This is a genomic window from Stenotrophomonas sp. ASS1, assembly GCF_004346925.1.
Taxonomy (GTDB): domain Bacteria; phylum Pseudomonadota; class Gammaproteobacteria; order Xanthomonadales; family Xanthomonadaceae; genus Stenotrophomonas; species Stenotrophomonas maltophilia_A.
Genome location: NZ_CP031167.1, coordinates 2,746,400 through 2,761,302 on the forward strand (window position 1 = coordinate 2,746,400; position 14,903 = coordinate 2,761,302).

Below are 14,903 nucleotides of genomic sequence, written 5' to 3' on the forward strand. Positions count from 1 at the left end.
CCAGCTTACCGTACTAGCATTAACGCATTCCGTCCCAGTGAACATCAGCGCAGTAGAAGAGACTGCTGAGACACATTCAGCCGGAAGTAGGCGCGCAGCATTTTATGCCGTGGCTCTCCAACGACAACATTCTTCGAGACTATACCAGCGAGCCCGCCGACACATTTACATCAAAATTCTTCAAAAATAGGCTTGGTACAGTTTTCATACAGCACCGCGCACTTCCCGCTCACATCATTCTTGCACTTGGAGTGCGCCATTATCAGCGCCATTTCCGGCGTAGCACCACGCCCCAGCGCCGACATTCCACGACCCGTCTTCCCACTTGGAATGACCCAAGCCACACACTGATTTCGATACGCCAAACTGACGGAGCAATCGGCGGCACCAGTTGAACTGCACTTCCGCAACGCCTCTTGCTCTGCCGCTAGCTGTGACCGAAGGCCAGTCGATGCTCCTGCGTCCTGAGTAGACCGGGACTCGGCGATTGCCCCCCAAGTCTTTATCCACCGCCCCGTCGGAGAGTTTGCGGGCAATTCGGAAATCCCGCCACTCGATGTGCTACTCGGTGCGCCACTTGGAATGGGGCACAACCGCCGGCGCCCTGACCTCCAATCGGATAGTACCCTGGCGGACAATTGCCTTCAGCGAACGCAACTTCGGTCAATGAGACGAGAAGAAAGAAGAAAAGAATCACCCATTGCTTTGCTCCATTCATGAAACTGTCCTCACCCCCTTCTCATTGGACCAGCTGGACGGCACCGGAATTGGCATTCCCCCTAAGACCAGAGGCTGACGGCACCGAATCGCCTCCGCCATACAATCGTGGACTGACCACCTGCCCCACACCACCAACATCAGCTTGCGTCACAGAAGGCGAACTCGGTTTATAGCTCTGCCCGCCCGTCGAACCCGGCGGCTGACCATTCGGGCCCGGCGATGCTCGGGAGGTGCGCGCTTGGCTGACCGTTTGGGGTACTCAGACAACGCATTGACTCGACCGGCGCGTGTACCTCCTGGTGTGCCATTGCTCTGATATTCCTTGCCGCATGCCCTTGATCAGAATTCATCAAACAAAGGCTTGGTACAGTTCGAATAGAACACTTCACACCGTCCTGCGCGATCATTGCGGCACATTGCTTCCGAAGCGACAAGCGCCAACTCGGGGGTAGCCCCTGTCCCAAGTCCCGCACGTCCAGTACCGGATCGTCCGCTTGGAATGACCCAGGAAATACACTGGTTGAAATAGCTCATGCTGACCGTGCAGTCCCGGGCACCTGACGCTCCACACTTTGAAACTGCTTCGCGCTCGGCCTCATTCTTGGATCGCAACCCCGTTGAAACCCCTGCATCCTGAGTACTTTTCGACTCCGCAATTGCCCCCCAGGTCTTGGTCCATTTGCCAGTCGGAGTTGCGAGACGGATCTCAGAGGAGCCAGTGCTTCCAGTGGCACCTCCCGGAATCGGCGCACATCCGCGCGCGCCCTGCCCGCCAATAGGGTAATACCCGGGCGGGCAGTTTCCTTCTGCCCACGCACGATCAACACCACCCAATAGCAGCAGGCACGAGGCGAGCAATACCCAATGTGCAATCAACTTCATAGCGAACGTACCTCCACCGTCTCCAGCCAAGCGATCAAACTAGGCAACTCCTGAATTGGCGTTCCCTCTGAGGCCAGAAGACGGATGCTGAGGCTCATGTCCACCTTGCAATCTTGGCATTACCGCTTGTCCTCCACCCAACTGAGATCCCGCAGCTGAGGACGGTGCCTCTGGCTTGTAACTCTGACCACCGCCCGTCGAACCCGGCGGCTGACCATTCGGGCCCGGCGATGCAGGTACTGCACTACCGCCTATCTGCGAATATGCCATGAAGCTGCCCAATGTTCCCTGGAAGAACATCGCCGCCATTGGGGGCGCAGTCAGAATCAGCGTGGTCAGGATCAGGCCCATGCCGCCTTGCTGCAGTGCCATGCTCGACACACCTTCACTGAAATTCTGACCCATCAGCGTGCCCGTCAACGTGCTTCCCCAGAAGGCGAACGCAACCTTGGACACCATCTTCATCGCGATGCCGGTCACATCAATGGACCGGAATATCAGGGCGCGACATAAGCCTGCAACTTAGAACTCATCAAATATCGGTTTACTGCAGTCCGAATAGATCTCTTCGCAATATCCCGGCTGATCATTCTTGCACATGGCTTGCGAGTTGAATTTTGCCCTTTCGGGCGTGGGACCAGATCCAATCCCGGCACGACCTGCGCCAGAACGCCCCCTTGGAATGACCCACGAGACACACTGATTTTGATACGTGAAGCTAACCGAACAATCAGCGGCACCAGCTGATCCGCATTTTGAAATTGCCTCACGAGAAGCCTCCTCCTTGGATCGCTTACCGACAGAGGTGCCCGCGTCCTGAGTCGTTTTCGATTCAGCAATCGCCCCCATGTCTTGGTCCATCGCCCAGTAGGAGAGTTTGCGGGCAATTCGGAAACCCCGCCACTCGATGTGCTACTCGGTGCGCCACTTGGAATGGGGGCGCAACCTCGGGCGCCCTGACCTCCAATTGGATAATACCCTGGCGGACAATTGCCTTCAGCGAACGCAACTTCGGTCAATGAGACGAGAAGAAAGAAGAAAAGAATCACCCATTGCTTTGCTCCATTCATGAAACTGTCCTCACCCCCTTCTCATTGGACCAGCTAGACGGCACCGCGATTGACATTTCCTTCGTCTCATAGATCGACTCAGAACAAGCGGAACAGGCCGCTTTACATTGCACTCCATCAGAGCACATACCGCGCGAAGCCGGCAGCTCCAGTCGCTCGATGAAACACACACGGCGCTGCCGCTTGAGTCGTAACGCGGTACAGCACCACACGTGGCGCCCCTCACGCCCTATCGCTCGTAGAAGGCGAATCGCCAATAGCGCCCACCAGCGGCTATTTGGCATGGCAATTTCCGAGGCCATCAATTAACTATTTAAGAGAACTAGAACTCCTCAAAAATCGGTTTCGTGCAGTTGGCATAGAACTCCACACATTTTCCTGGCTGATCATTCCTGCACATTAACTGGGCCACAAATAGCGCTCGCTCCGGCGTGGGCCCACCACCCACTCCCGACTGCCCGCCCCCAGAACGCCCACTTGGAACGACCCAAGAAGCGCACTGATTAAAGTAGGCCAAATCGACCTTGCAGTCACGCGCTCCTCCCGATGCACACTTGGAAAGAGCCTCTTGCTCTGCCAGCTCTTTGGCTCTCTTTCCCGTCGACACTCCTGCGTCTTGAGTGTTCTTGGAAGACGCTATCGCCCCCCAGGTTCGCACCCACTTGCCAGTAGGACTGGCAAGCTGAATCTCCGCTGTGGTACCACCTCCACTAGCGGCCCCGGGTATAGGCGCACACCCCCGTGCCCCTTGCCCCCCAATCGGGTAGTAACCAGGAGGGCAATTACCTTCGGCAAAGGATTGATATGCCACGCCCAAGATCAAAGAACTGGCGAGAATCGCTTGCGATACAAGAATTTTCATCGCCCGCCAACTCCACCTTTATCATGCATATCGAACTCGCTATGCAACGCTGCCATTCGCATTTCCTCTAAGCCCAGACGATGGTGGCGGAGAGTCAAAGGCACCCTGCAATCTCGGAGTGACTGCAGAGCCTACACCCATCGGTTGAGATTCGTGAGTCGCCGGTGCGTTCGGCTTGTATTGTCCGCCTCCCGTCGAACCCGGCGGCTGACCATTCGGGCCCGGCGATGCCGGTACTGCACTACCGCCTATCTGCGAATATGCCATGAAGCTGCCCAATGTTCCCTGGAAGAACATCGCCGCCATTGGGGGCGCAGTCAGAATCAGCGTGGTCAGGATCAGGCCCATGCCGCCTTGCTGCAGTGCCATGCTCGACATACCTTCACTGAAATTCTGACCCATCAGCGTGCCCGTCAACGTGCTTCCCCAGAAGGCGAACGCAACCTTGGACACCATCTTCATCGCGATGCCGGTCATCGCTGCCAGAACCGCCATGGAGAACATCGTGCCTATGCCGTAGAGCAGCCACTTCTGGAACAGCTGCTTGGTCTGGTCAAACAGCAAGCACAGGATGAACAATGGCCCCAGGCCGATGAACAACGCCAGCGCGACCTCATATAGCAAAAGCATTGAGCCAGCTGTGACTGCCGGACCACCCGTACCCATGCCAATGAACCACATGGCACGGGTCTTCGCGTTGTCCAGCGTCACGTCGCTCATCACGTCCAGCGCGTCAACGCTGGATAGCGCCAGCTGCATGTAGCCCAGGTTCTCATCGATCAGATCCTCCGGTGAGTCCTTCTTCCCGGTCACGACGTAAGTGATCTCGTTCTTCACGTCATTGATGAGAAAGCCATGCATCTCGCGACCGAACATACCCATGGTCGTGGCAACCGACACGATCAGCGCGGCCTTGGCCATGTTGGTCACGAGCACCATCATCGAATCGCGGCTGCGACCGGTGGCGATCCGGAAACCCTGAATCAGCACCCAGAGCGTCATGAGAGTCAGTGCAATGCCACCGACCCACGCCATCATGCGTCCAAGCAGCTTGACGCCGTACTCCGCGATTTCCTTATGCAGGTAATCGAGGATCAGCCGGAAGAACACAAAGTCACCAATTGAGGATGACGCGTGCAGATTCTGCAGCATGTGCAGGGGGCCTTGCCCCAACATGCCATCCATCAGCCCAAGATCCATAACTTCACCTAGAATGTGATTGCAGCTCGACCGGAGCAGCGTCTAATCAGTTGGAGAGCGCTGCCTTCAGTGCCGCGGCCTTCACTACGGTACCGAGAGGTGACTGACCGGTACCCTTCAATGCGCGCTGCGCAAGAATCTGCTGCATCTTGGTCAGCGCCTGAATCTGCTTGTCATACCCTTCAGTCTTCTTTTCCCAGGTCGCAAAATCCGCCTGCATATAGGCGTCAGAAACGACTGCATTCGCGGAGGCCTCTGCCATCGCACCCTCGCCGCTCCACAGATCGCGGATATCCTTGATCCTGTCCAGCACCTTGCGCATGTCGGGCATCGTCTTCTGCACAACTTCCACGGTCTCGTTGTACTTCTGATTCTCCATGACCTGGATTGCAGCGCAGATGTTGCGCTGCTGGGCGATGATGTCCCCACCCGGGCTCAAGTCCAACGCAGTGAGGATACCGCTCAGGCTCATGATATTGCCGGCGCCGCAGCGCTCGGCGACATTCCACTCAAGCGGAACCGGCTCCAGCTTCACGCCTTGAGGCATCAGTGGCGAGGCGATGATCTGATTGAACTTCGCCAGCTTCTGCGCCCAGTTCTGAGTTGTTTCCAGAAACCGTTGCGCCTGGGTACTGTACTCGAGCAAGGCTTCCCCCTGAGCGGCAAGCGTATGGACCTCAGTCAGCGTGCTGTTGAAGGTATTCAAGCCAACCTCAACCACCGGGATGGTGTATCCCTTCACGGGGAAGCTGAGCAATGCGGCGACGGAAATCGCCATGGCGGTGGAACGGAGCCGGGAGACTGCACTCGGCGTCTTGGCAGTACGGGCAGTGGTTTCCATGTTCTTCTCCATCGAATTCAAGGGGCTTGCTGCGTTCACGTCTGTTGCGACAGTCATGCTGCAACCTCCTTACTGTTGGATGCGGGCTTTCCGGAGCCCTTGCGGTTCTTGTAGAAATCTTCCAGCCACTGTTCCGGCGTCAGCTCATCCACCGTCACGCGTGCACGCACGGCGGCGGTCTGCAGGACACGATGCATGATGTCGATGTTGTCGGTCGACGCCGAGATCACCGACAGGATGTCGTCCATGCCGCGCAGGTTGAGCTGGCAGACACTGGACGCATGGCCCTGCTTGACCAGGAAGCAACGCGAGCGCTCGTCCAAGGCGGTAACCACATTGAACTCGGCCTCGGTCAACTTCAGGCCATCCATATAGTCGCTCTTGCTGGCATTCGGGTTCGGCAGCAGGATCAGGGTAGCGGTCTGTTCGATCAGGGCGGCGGAGATATCACTCTTCAGCGCGTCCTCCGGGCTCTGTGTGGCAAAGATGCCGAGACCATTCTGCTTACGGATGGTCTTCTGCTTGTTCTTCGCGAACTCCTTCAGGCCACCCTCGCCATCCAGGATCTTCCAGAACTCGTCCATCACATAGATCAGCGGACGGCCGTCGATCAGCGACTCCAGGCGGTGCAGCAGGTAATTAATGACCGGCACGCGCACTTCAGGGTTGTCGATGATGTCGGTGTAGTCGAAGCCGATGATGTTGGCCTTGCTCAGGTCAACGGTATCCACGGGATTGTCGAACACCCAGCCCAGCGAATTGCCCGAGGTCCAACGGCGCATGCGCGCGTAGAGGCCATCGTCGCCCATGTTGGGCAGGCTCTTCTGGAAGTTGGTCATGCTGCGCAGATGCATCGGCGTATCGAGCATGCTTTCCACGGCGCGGTAGATGTCTTCTTCCTCGCGTGCGCTGTACTCGCGCTTGCCGGCCAGCACCTTGATCAGGTCGGCCAGGAACTGCACGTTGGCTTCGTTGTTCTCGCACTGGAACGGATTGAAGCCGGTGGGCGCGCCGTTCTCCAGGGCCAGATAGTTACCTCCGCAGGCCCGCACGAAGATCTCAGCACCGCGGTCCTTGTCGAAGAAGAAGATGGTCGGCGACGGCTCGTACTTCTGCACCTGGCTGAGCAGGAAGTTGATCAGCGCGGTCTTACCGGTACCGGACTTGCCGATCACCATGGTGTTGGCGATCGCCTTCTCGCCCAGCGAGTTTTCCGACGGATGGGTCGCGTGGAAATTGAAGTAGTACGGCTGGCCGTTGGTGGTCTGCAACGTGGTGACGCAGTCGCCCCACGGATTGTTGTGCTGCTTGCCGGTGGCGAAGTTGTGCAGCGGCGACAGTCCCAGGAAGTTCAGCGAACTGACATTGGCCAGGCGAGTGCGGTAGCGCCAGTTACCCGGCAGCTGCGAATAGAAGGACGAGGTAACCGCCAGGTCTTCCTTGGTCGACACGAATCCGGCGTTTGACAGCTCGGCACGGGTCGAGGCGACGTTCTGCGAAAGCTTGGCCTGCGTGTCGCCGTAGACCGCCATGATGAAGTGGTATTCACCCAGCACGAAGTTGCCCGACGACAGCTGATCCATGGCCTGGTCGAGCTCGACGATCTGGCTGACCGCCTTGTCGCCGGAGGAGATCATCATGCCCTTGGTGCGGTCGAGCACCTTCAGCGCATCCTGACGCCCCATCGGGCTGAACGAATGGGTGATGACGTACTCGTAGTCCAGATATTTCAGACCGTTGAGGATGCCCGGATAGGTCCCCTCGGCATACTCCTTGATGTTCAGAATGGCGCCGTAGTGATTGGCACCATTCGGGGTATTGATCGCGAAATCGCCGGTCTTGGCCGAGAACATATGGCGGCTGACCGGCAGGTAATCCTTGATCGGTGCCGAAAGCACCGGCACCGGCTCGTCGATGCGATTGATCAGGTAGCCGAACAGCTCCAGCGTTTCCGAAAACACAACGCCATTCTTGGCTTCGTACATACCCAGGCGATACGGCGCGTAGTCGCGGATCACGGCCTCGACGTTGCCGGCCAGTTCCATCAACTTCTCTACCGCCTGCTCCTGCTCGGCGCGCAGCTTCTCCACGTTCGCCGACTTTTCGACGAAGCGTTTACCCGCCACCACCGGGCGGTAGATCATGGTCAGGTACAGCTCGTTCTGCATGATGCGCTGCGAGGACAGCATGCCCATGTACTGGTCGGACACGTCCTGGTTGAAGCGCTGCTTGTAGCTGCTCTTGCCCTTCAGCGTGCGGCGGCGACGGATGTCGTGCACCCAGAAAGCCACGTTGACAAAGTCCGGTGCGCGCAGGGTCTGCAGCAGGCGGTTGAACGTGTTGTGGCGATGCTCGAGCTCCCACTCCTCTCGGCCGACGAACGGCAGCCCTTCCAGATGCCAGGTCAGCAGGTAGTCGCCGCCCGTGGTCTTGACCACGTTCGGGGCGACATGCGACGACAACGGGATGAACTCACTGATGGAGGTGTCAGGACTGAACATACGACTGCTTCCAAAGAGGTACTGCCAAGGAGTTTCAAGAGACCTGGCGAGCGCGGACGCCCGCCAGGCCGGATCCGGACCTCAATCCATTCGGGCCGGCTTGTTGCGGTAGTGATTGGGGTTGAACACCCACATGCCATCGTGTTCCGGCACGTTGCGCACCTTCAGCTTGAACATCAGTCGCAGGCCCAGCAGGCGGAAGATCATTTCGTCACGCTTGGCCATGTGCCGCATGATGAAGATCGCCACCGGGATGGTGAGCAGGAACCAGAAGTTCGTGTACACACTGAGCAGCAACAGCCCGCCTGCCACCATGAAAAATGGCAGATAAGGCACGCCCAGGAACATCGCTGGGCGCGTGCAACCGCGGAACAGGACGTTCTTATGCACTGTAGTACTGAATCGCGTTGTTGATCAGGTAGTAGGTCGTGCTGGTGCCAGCACCGCACTTGCCGTCGCTGCCTTCACCCAGCAGCATGCGCGCGATCTGGCCGGCGGCACCGATCAGCACGCCACCGATCAGGATCGGCGCGACGTCGCTGATGCGCTTGTGAGCAAAAGCGATCTGGTAGCCGGCGAAGATCACCGCAATGGTCACCACGGCGATCGAGGCCATGTTCAGCAGGCCGTTGATGTTGGAGAAGAAACCGCAGACCTTCTTGTCGGTGCCGCCGAAGTCGGTGTTGGTAGCGAACACCTGCGGGGCGAACAGTGCGCCAACGAAGATCGTGGCCATCAGCAGGGTCTTCAGCGTGCGCTGGGCCTGGACGAGGTCGAGATTGGATCGCTTCATGGATTGATTTCCTTGTTGATGGACTAACACAACTGAATCGACCAGCCGGGGGACTGGCCGCACCACGACTTCGTCAGAACACGAAGGCCGCATCCCCTGCGGGAATCTGCTGCAACGGCGCAGCCTGCACCGGTGCATTGAATGAATTTTCGCCACCGGCCACAGGCTGGTTGCGCTCGCTCCAGGGCCGCAGCATCACGGGCCCCTCGCTGCCGGCGCTGGCAGCGCCCGGCAACTGCTGCGGCATGGCCATTGTCTGCGCCGGACCCTGCTGAGGCAGCTGCTGAGGCAGGCCACCGGCCTGTTGCTGCGGATAGGCGGCCCCTTGGGTGGGCTGCGCCTGCGGCTGCATCATCCGATCCACCGAGCCCAGTACCACTTTGGAAAGCGCCTGGTCGGCGATGTTCAGCAGGCTGCCCCGCGCCATTGCACCGGTGGACGGATACACGACATACGCACGTGCCGGATCTTCCGACGGCACGTACACCGGGCCACTCGCCTGCGCAACGATGCGCGCCTGCGCCGGCGAAGCGAGCTGCGGGTGATGCTCGACCTTCACGCTGCGGCGTTCGCCGCGACTCACCACGTCGATCGGTGCAACACCATTGCTGGCAAGCTGCTGCCCACGGCGCATCGAGTCATAGACCTTCTGCACATAACCATGACGGAAGCCGGTCTCGAAATTGCCCGAGTAGTAGCAGCTGAACGACTTGCCCCAGTCACCACCGGAGCGCTTGTAGCACTCGGCGAGGATGCGCGAACCGGCCTGCAGGTTCGGGCACTGCTGGAAGGCCTTCTCGTAGGAATCCAGACCGTACTTGCCGAGGTTGTAGCGATTGACCTGGGCCAGGCCAATGGAGAAGTTGTAACCCTTCTCCTCCAGCATGCGAACGGTGGCCAGCGCCTCGTCCAGGGCCTTGGGCTGGCGCACCAAGGCACCGCCGACCACGCCGATGGCGTAAGGGTTGCGCGACGATTCCACGTTGATGACGTGCTGCATCACGTCCATCGAGACGGCCATTTCCGGGCACGCCATCATTTCCAGTCCTGGCAGCATTGGTCAGCCCTCCTGCCCCTGGGCACGCCCAGGATTGAAATCAATACCGGTGATATAGCGCGAGCCTGCGTGCGCCTTGATATGCACGACGATGTCGATGGTCATCATCAGCAGTCGCTTGATCACGTTGAATTCCAGGCCCGAACCTTCGGTCGAGGCCTTGACCATCAGCGCCAGCTGATCCCAGGTCTGCTCCGGGCTGCCGGCATGGCAACTGGTGATCGAGCCCGGATGGCCCGATGCGCAGTTGCGGATGAAGTAGAACGCCTCGTCACCGCGCAGCTCGGCGAGGATGATGCGCTCGGGCTTCATGCGCAGGCAGGCTTCCATGCAGCTCTTTGCGCTGACATTGCTGGTGCTCTGCCCCCCCTTGGAGTACAGCAGGTGCACCACATTGGGTTGGGTCAGAAACAGCTCGCGCGCATCCTCGATCGTGACCAGGCGCTCGCTGTCCGGGATATGATTGACCAGCGCTTTCATGAAGGTGGTCTTGCCGCTACCGGTCGCACCGGATACGACGATGTTCTTGCGGTACATGACCGCACGCCGGAAGAACTCGGCGTACTCGCGCTGCTGGCGCAGCTCCAGCAGCTCGCGATCCTGCTCGCTCAGACTGCCATCCTGTTCCAGAATCTGGTTGAAGAAACCATCCTCGTGGTACTGGGTGAGCGACTTGGTGTGCTTGGACGGCAGGCGGATAGTGATCGAAACCTTGCCGGCATCGCAGGCAGGCGGAATTACGAACTGCGCACGCTGCCCGGTCGGGAAGGTCAGCGAGACGACCGGATCAGCATCGGTGATGCGCTGGCCGGTATTGCTCTCATTGACGACGGCCGTGCAGAACTGCCGGGCCCGCTCGAAGGTCAGGCTCGGCACGTCTACCCGCTGCCACCCCGCCCGGGTTTCCAGGTACAGCTCACCGGGACGGTTGATGCAGATTTCCGTCACTTCCGGGGAAGTCATGTACTCGGCGATGCCCAGCACTTCGTACTGATAGCGCAGGAAATCGCTGGAGACGAGGGCGAGGGGTGACACTTCGGCGTCCATGATCGTTCGTTGGGTTACCGGCGGGGGTGGAGCACGTTGGTGAAGTCGACGTCCTTGGCGACGTAGACGTTCACGATCGTGCCCTGGTTGATGGTGACTGTCGGCGGACGACGGTTGCTGCTGAGTGCCTCGTTGGCCAGGCGCTCCATCGTGCGTGCGGTAGCACTCTCATAGGGCGACTGCACCGTCATGCCGTTGTTGGCGATGGTGGTCGTCTCCGGACCGTGTTCGGCAGCCGCGTACTTGAAGGCATCGGAAATCAGGCTGATCATCAGCGCCGAGGCGATACGGCTGCCCCAGTGCGCGCTGTACTGGCCCGGATGACCGGCGCCGCCCAGCTGATCCACGCCCGGGCTGGACATCGCAACATCGATGCCATTGGGGGTGGTGATGCGATCCCAGATCACTTCCACGCGCTTGCCGATCGGACCACCGCCGTAGGCGCCATAGATCTTGGAGCCCTTGGGCAGCAGCAGGTTGCGACCGTTGATCGAGTACACCGGCTCGGTCAGCAGGCACGACGTGTAGCCGGCCAGATCGGTGATGATGCGGGTTTCCAGCACGCACCGCAGGTAGGTGCCGCGCACCAGCAGCGCATCGGGGCTCTGGATGTAGGTGGCACTGGAAACGTCTTCCACATCCGGCCCACGGCGGATCTTCTGCTGCCCCTGCTGGTTGGGCATCATGTTCGCAAGCAGCGCCTGGCGGGTCTGTTCGTCGAGCGCACTGCGCTGCGGTTGCGGGCGATTGCCTGCCGCAAGCGCGGCATCATCCACGCCAGCCATCCGGCGCTCGACCAGCGTCGGCTCACGGGGTCCCATGGCTTCCGGCCGGGATGCGATGGGCACCAGCTTCGGACCTTCGTCCTGTGGCATCGGCGGAAGCATGGGAATCGGTTCGGCGGCAGTCGGCGGCGCCTGCGGAGGCGGCGCAACGTCCGGCAATGTCGGCGTGCTGGCACGTGCGACATCCGGCACCTTCTGCACGGCGTCATCACTATCCTGGCCCTTGCGGAACAGCAGGAAGCCCATTGCCATCAGCAGCAGCACGATGCCGCCGAGGAACAGCAGGGCCTTGCGATTCAACCGCTGCTCTTCGGCCGAGCGCAGCTGCGGCGCGGCCGCATCAAGGTCCGGCGCTGGCTCGGCCTGGGCCGTGCCGAAGTAGGGATTCGACGGCGCGTCCGGGGCACCCTGTGCGCCATACGGGCTCTGGCTCTCGTCGCGTCCGTTGTTCGGGTCGTTTCCGGGAGTGTTCTGCTGGCTCATTTCTTCACGTTCCTTCGCAGGCCGACGACGAAGTCGCCGTGGCGGATGACCAGGTACGGGTGCGTCCCGTGCACGATCAGCGTATTGCCTTCAACCGTGGTGTTGACCACGAAGTCTTCACCGTATTCCGTTTCGCGACCGAAAACCGCCGGGAAGATGCCGGTCTTGTACTCCGGCGAATTCGGCAGTTTCAGATAGGTGAAACGACCATCGTCATAGGCGTTGACCGGGATCAGCCATCCCATCTTCTTCGCCTTGCTGGTCGAATAGGAGTAGTTGAAGTTGTACTGGCGGTCCTTGGCCAGTTCAGAGCTCAACAATGGCTTGGCCTCTTCTTCGACCGCTTCCTGGGCGACGCCGAACACGGTGTCGTTCGGATAGACGAAGGCGATCTTGTACTGCACTCCTGCACGACGGGCCTGTTCCAGCTGGCGCCAGTCGGTGGCCACCACCTTCAGCTCGAAAATGTAGGAATGAGTCTCGGTGCGCACCATCATGTTGGTGTCCACGTCGACGTTCTTCGGCTTGATGTAGAACACGTTCTCACGACGGGTCAGCTCCCAGCCGCTGCTGAAGCCGGTGCTGTAGTCGAGGATCTTCTCGTTCGGGCTCAGTTCGATCTGGGTGGTCAGGCCCAGACCGGTGCGAACCGGATAGATGCGGTCCTTCTCGTACTCGTAATGGTCCACCGCCTGCGCCATCGCCGCTGCTGAAAACAACAGCGACAACATCGACAGCAGCGCCAGCGCGCTTCCCCTGATATTTCGACTACTCATCGGTTGCTTGCTCCATCAGCAGTTCCGGTGGAATTGTTCTGCGCCGGCCTCATGGCCGGCTGTCCGGGCATGGCCTGCCCCGGCATTGCTTGCCCCTGCACCGGCTGACCCGGCATGGGCTGCCCCTGTACGGGCTGACCCGGCATCGGCTGGCCCGGCGTCGGGCCATTGGCCGGGACGGCGACCGGCTGGCCGGTGGCCGGATCGATCATCGTGGCCGCGGCCGGGTTGTTGGGATCGTAGACACCCTGGGCCTGCTGCGCGGCCTGTGCAGCCTGCTGCGCCTGCGCCTGCATGGCGCCGTCATCCGGCACCGGGACGCCACGGGAATAGTCGTTGTCGACGCGATACTCGGTGACCTGGAAGGCCAGCGGATTGAGGATGCGATCCTGCTCGGACAGCGCGAGGTTCTGGTTGTAGCCGAAGCGCATCGTCACCAGCTGGTTGTCCAGGTAGGTGGCAACGCCAGTGCGCTTGTCCAGCAGGCTGCGCTGGATGCGCACCGAAGCGCCGCGGAAGCTGCCGTTCGCTTCGGCGCCCAGCGGCGTGATGCTGAGGATCTTGACCCGGATGGCACGCTCGCGGCCATACATCACGAACGGGTTCTGCGGGTTGTTGCCGGCATAGCGCACGCGCATGGACTGCGCCACCGGATCGGTGGACATCACGAACACCAGTTCCCAATCGCGCAGGCCCATCACCGCCGAGTCGTACGACTCGCGCGCCAGTACGTACTGGGCCACATTGCTGCGATTGATCGCTTCGTTGCTGGTAATCGTCTCGCCCTGGAAGGTCCCGCTCAGGCGTGCGACCGTCGCGGTACCCGTGTACGCATCGGCCATCACCAGGAACGGCACCTTCTCCTTCAGCGGCAGCATGTAGTAGTAGCCGCCCGCCAGTGCGAGCGACATCAGCAACGAGCCCGTGGCGACCCACCAGGCACGGCGCTCGCTGCGACGCGCCATGTCGGCCACGGTGATCTCGTAGCTGACCGCCTTGGCGACCGACTGCTCGACCTTGGGACTGTTGCCGGGATCCTTCTTGCGGAACATGGATTCTTCCGTACTGCTGAAACATCAATGGGCATGGAGCCCCTGCGACAGGCGCGGGGAGCGGCACGTTCGATGGTTTCGAGGTGGACTCAGGTGCCGCTGTTGGAATCAGCGCCCTGCGCCGACGCGGTGGGCGTCGAGCCTGCGCTCTGCACAACGATCTGGTTGCCAACAATGGAGACGGAGATGCCTTGCGCCGAATACGCCGAAGTCAGATCGATCACGGCCTGCTGCGCATTGGTGGTGTCGATCTTCGAGACCGCGCCATACAGCGTGAAGTCCGAGCTGAGGCGGTAGTCCAGTGTTCGTCCGGAATCCTTGGCCCAGCGCTCGAGCATGGCTTTGAGCGTGCCATCCATCGGCGAGGCCTGGTAGACGTAGCTGGAATACAGCGGGATCTCGGTCGTCGCCACGGCAAAGCGGTTGACCGGCTTCCAGCGCCCACCGAAATCGGGGGCGGACTTGGTGGCACACCCTGCCACCATCAGCGCCGCGACTGCGGCGATGGAGATTTTCGCGATAAACGCCTGATTCATACGGGCTTCACTTTGACGTACGAAAAAGCAGTCCCGAGCGTTGGTTCCCTGGCCGTCCGGCGCTGCATGGCGCACGCCGGAATCGGGGAGACGCGCTGGCATGCAGCACACCTGCCCCGGCTCCCCTGCAGCCCGAAAGCTGCCAACCAGGTCGCGGGGCCGCCAGACGTTGCCGACGACACACCCGCACACCCTCACCAACGTCGAAACCATCCTTGTTTCCATGGCACAAACTCCTGGCCACCCTGCGTTACAACTTTTGGCATCCAGCACACACTTCTGGATGACGCACACAGAG

Annotated in this window: 16 protein-coding genes; all 16 read right to left on the reverse strand. The window is 60.2% G+C overall.

The window, feature by feature from the left end; all coding sequences use genetic code 11:
* Positions 1 to 170: 170 nt before the first annotated feature.
* A complete protein-coding gene (locus MG068_RS12860) occupies positions 171 to 638 on the reverse strand; it encodes a DUF4189 domain-containing protein (protein ID WP_343144039.1) in 468 nt (155 codons plus the stop codon).
* A 421-nt stretch (positions 639 to 1,059) separates the two neighbouring features.
* Positions 1,060 to 1,602, reverse strand: coding sequence for a DUF4189 domain-containing protein (locus MG068_RS12865; RefSeq protein ID WP_125893923.1), 543 nt, complete (start codon positions 1,600 to 1,602; stop codon positions 1,060 to 1,062).
* Positions 1,603 to 1,641: 39 nt separating this feature from the next.
* Entirely contained in the window at positions 1,642 to 2,082 is a 441-nt protein-coding gene (locus MG068_RS12870; protein ID WP_343144040.1) for a hypothetical protein, read from the reverse strand.
* Positions 2,083 to 2,124: 42 nt separating this feature from the next.
* Positions 2,125 to 2,463, reverse strand: coding sequence for a DUF4189 domain-containing protein (locus tag MG068_RS21245; RefSeq protein ID WP_343144041.1), 339 nt, complete (start codon positions 2,461 to 2,463; stop codon positions 2,125 to 2,127).
* 531 nt (positions 2,464 to 2,994) lie between these two features.
* Positions 2,995 to 3,534: a DUF4189 domain-containing protein gene (locus tag MG068_RS12880; RefSeq protein WP_080356581.1), complete on the reverse strand. Its 540-nt coding sequence runs from the start codon at positions 3,532 to 3,534 to the stop codon at positions 2,995 to 2,997.
* Between the two features lie 39 nt (positions 3,535 to 3,573).
* The gene (locus MG068_RS12885) at positions 3,574 to 4,719 is read right to left on the reverse strand and encodes a TrbL/VirB6 family protein (RefSeq protein ID WP_010484868.1); all 1,146 of its coding nucleotides are present in this window, start codon (positions 4,717 to 4,719) and stop codon (positions 3,574 to 3,576) included.
* A gap of 61 nt (positions 4,720 to 4,780) precedes the next feature.
* Positions 4,781 to 5,632 (reverse strand): hypothetical protein, encoded by an 852-nt coding sequence (locus MG068_RS12890; RefSeq protein WP_010484866.1) that lies wholly within the window; start codon positions 5,630 to 5,632, stop codon positions 4,781 to 4,783.
* Positions 5,629 to 8,076, reverse strand: coding sequence for a VirB4 family type IV secretion/conjugal transfer ATPase (locus MG068_RS12895; RefSeq protein ID WP_132810391.1), 2,448 nt, complete (start codon positions 8,074 to 8,076; stop codon positions 5,629 to 5,631). Before MG068_RS12895 ends, MG068_RS12890 begins: the two co-directional genes overlap by 4 nt.
* A gap of 81 nt (positions 8,077 to 8,157) precedes the next feature.
* Positions 8,158 to 8,466, reverse strand: coding sequence for a VirB3 family type IV secretion system protein (locus MG068_RS12900; RefSeq protein WP_080347493.1), 309 nt, complete (start codon positions 8,464 to 8,466; stop codon positions 8,158 to 8,160).
* Positions 8,459 to 8,869: a TrbC/VirB2 family protein gene (locus MG068_RS12905; RefSeq protein ID WP_010484857.1), complete on the reverse strand. Its 411-nt coding sequence runs from the start codon at positions 8,867 to 8,869 to the stop codon at positions 8,459 to 8,461. Before MG068_RS12905 ends, MG068_RS12900 begins: the two co-directional genes overlap by 8 nt.
* A gap of 73 nt (positions 8,870 to 8,942) precedes the next feature.
* Positions 8,943 to 9,926: a lytic transglycosylase domain-containing protein gene (locus MG068_RS21335; protein ID WP_049463037.1), complete on the reverse strand. Its 984-nt coding sequence runs from the start codon at positions 9,924 to 9,926 to the stop codon at positions 8,943 to 8,945.
* Positions 9,927 to 9,929: 3 nt separating this feature from the next.
* A complete protein-coding gene (gene virB11, locus MG068_RS12915; RefSeq protein WP_032976212.1) occupies positions 9,930 to 10,973 on the reverse strand; it encodes a P-type DNA transfer ATPase VirB11 in 1,044 nt (347 codons plus the stop codon).
* 14 nt (positions 10,974 to 10,987) lie between these two features.
* On the reverse strand, positions 10,988 to 12,241 hold the full coding sequence (locus MG068_RS12920) for a TrbI/VirB10 family protein (RefSeq protein ID WP_132810392.1): 1,254 nt from the start codon (positions 12,239 to 12,241) through the stop codon (positions 10,988 to 10,990).
* Complete coding sequence (locus MG068_RS12925; protein ID WP_101765724.1) at positions 12,238 to 13,017, reverse strand: TrbG/VirB9 family P-type conjugative transfer protein; 780 nt, start codon at positions 13,015 to 13,017, stop codon at positions 12,238 to 12,240. Before MG068_RS12925 ends, MG068_RS12920 begins: the two co-directional genes overlap by 4 nt.
* Positions 13,014 to 14,069: a VirB8 family type IV secretion system protein gene (locus MG068_RS12930; RefSeq protein WP_032129528.1), complete on the reverse strand. Its 1,056-nt coding sequence runs from the start codon at positions 14,067 to 14,069 to the stop codon at positions 13,014 to 13,016. Before MG068_RS12930 ends, MG068_RS12925 begins: the two co-directional genes overlap by 4 nt.
* Positions 14,070 to 14,158: 89 nt before the next feature.
* The gene (locus tag MG068_RS12935) at positions 14,159 to 14,605 is read right to left on the reverse strand and encodes a hypothetical protein (RefSeq protein ID WP_032129529.1); all 447 of its coding nucleotides are present in this window, start codon (positions 14,603 to 14,605) and stop codon (positions 14,159 to 14,161) included.
* Positions 14,606 to 14,903 lie beyond the last annotated feature (298 nt).

Coding starts and splice junctions, on each gene's coding strand:
- MG068_RS12865 (WP_125893923.1), bottom strand. CDS start 1,602: ATGAAGTTGATTGCACATTGGGTATTGCTCGCCTCGTGCCTGCTGCTA.
- MG068_RS21245 (WP_343144041.1), bottom strand. CDS start 2,463: ATGGACCAAGACATGGGGGCGATTGCTGAATCGAAAACGACTCAGGAC.
- MG068_RS12880 (WP_080356581.1), bottom strand. CDS start 3,534: ATGAAAATTCTTGTATCGCAAGCGATTCTCGCCAGTTCTTTGATCTTG.
- MG068_RS12885 (WP_010484868.1), bottom strand. CDS start 4,719: ATGGATGGCATGTTGGGGCAAGGCCCCCTGCACATGCTGCAGAATCTG.
- MG068_RS12890 (WP_010484866.1), bottom strand. CDS start 5,632: ATGACTGTCGCAACAGACGTGAACGCAGCAAGCCCCTTGAATTCGATG.
- MG068_RS12895 (WP_132810391.1), bottom strand. CDS start 8,076: ATGTTCAGTCCTGACACCTCCATCAGTGAGTTCATCCCGTTGTCGTCG.
- MG068_RS12905 (WP_010484857.1), bottom strand. CDS start 8,869: ATGAAGCGATCCAATCTCGACCTCGTCCAGGCCCAGCGCACGCTGAAG.
- MG068_RS21335 (WP_049463037.1), bottom strand. CDS start 9,926: ATGCTGCCAGGACTGGAAATGATGGCGTGCCCGGAAATGGCCGTCTCG.
- virB11 (WP_032976212.1), bottom strand. CDS start 10,973: ATGGACGCCGAAGTGTCACCCCTCGCCCTCGTCTCCAGCGATTTCCTG.
- MG068_RS12920 (WP_132810392.1), bottom strand. CDS start 12,241: ATGAGCCAGCAGAACACTCCCGGAAACGACCCGAACAACGGACGCGAC.
- MG068_RS12925 (WP_101765724.1), bottom strand. CDS start 13,017: ATGAGTAGTCGAAATATCAGGGGAAGCGCGCTGGCGCTGCTGTCGATG.
- MG068_RS12930 (WP_032129528.1), bottom strand. CDS start 14,069: ATGTTCCGCAAGAAGGATCCCGGCAACAGTCCCAAGGTCGAGCAGTCG.
- MG068_RS12935 (WP_032129529.1), bottom strand. CDS start 14,605: ATGAATCAGGCGTTTATCGCGAAAATCTCCATCGCCGCAGTCGCGGCG.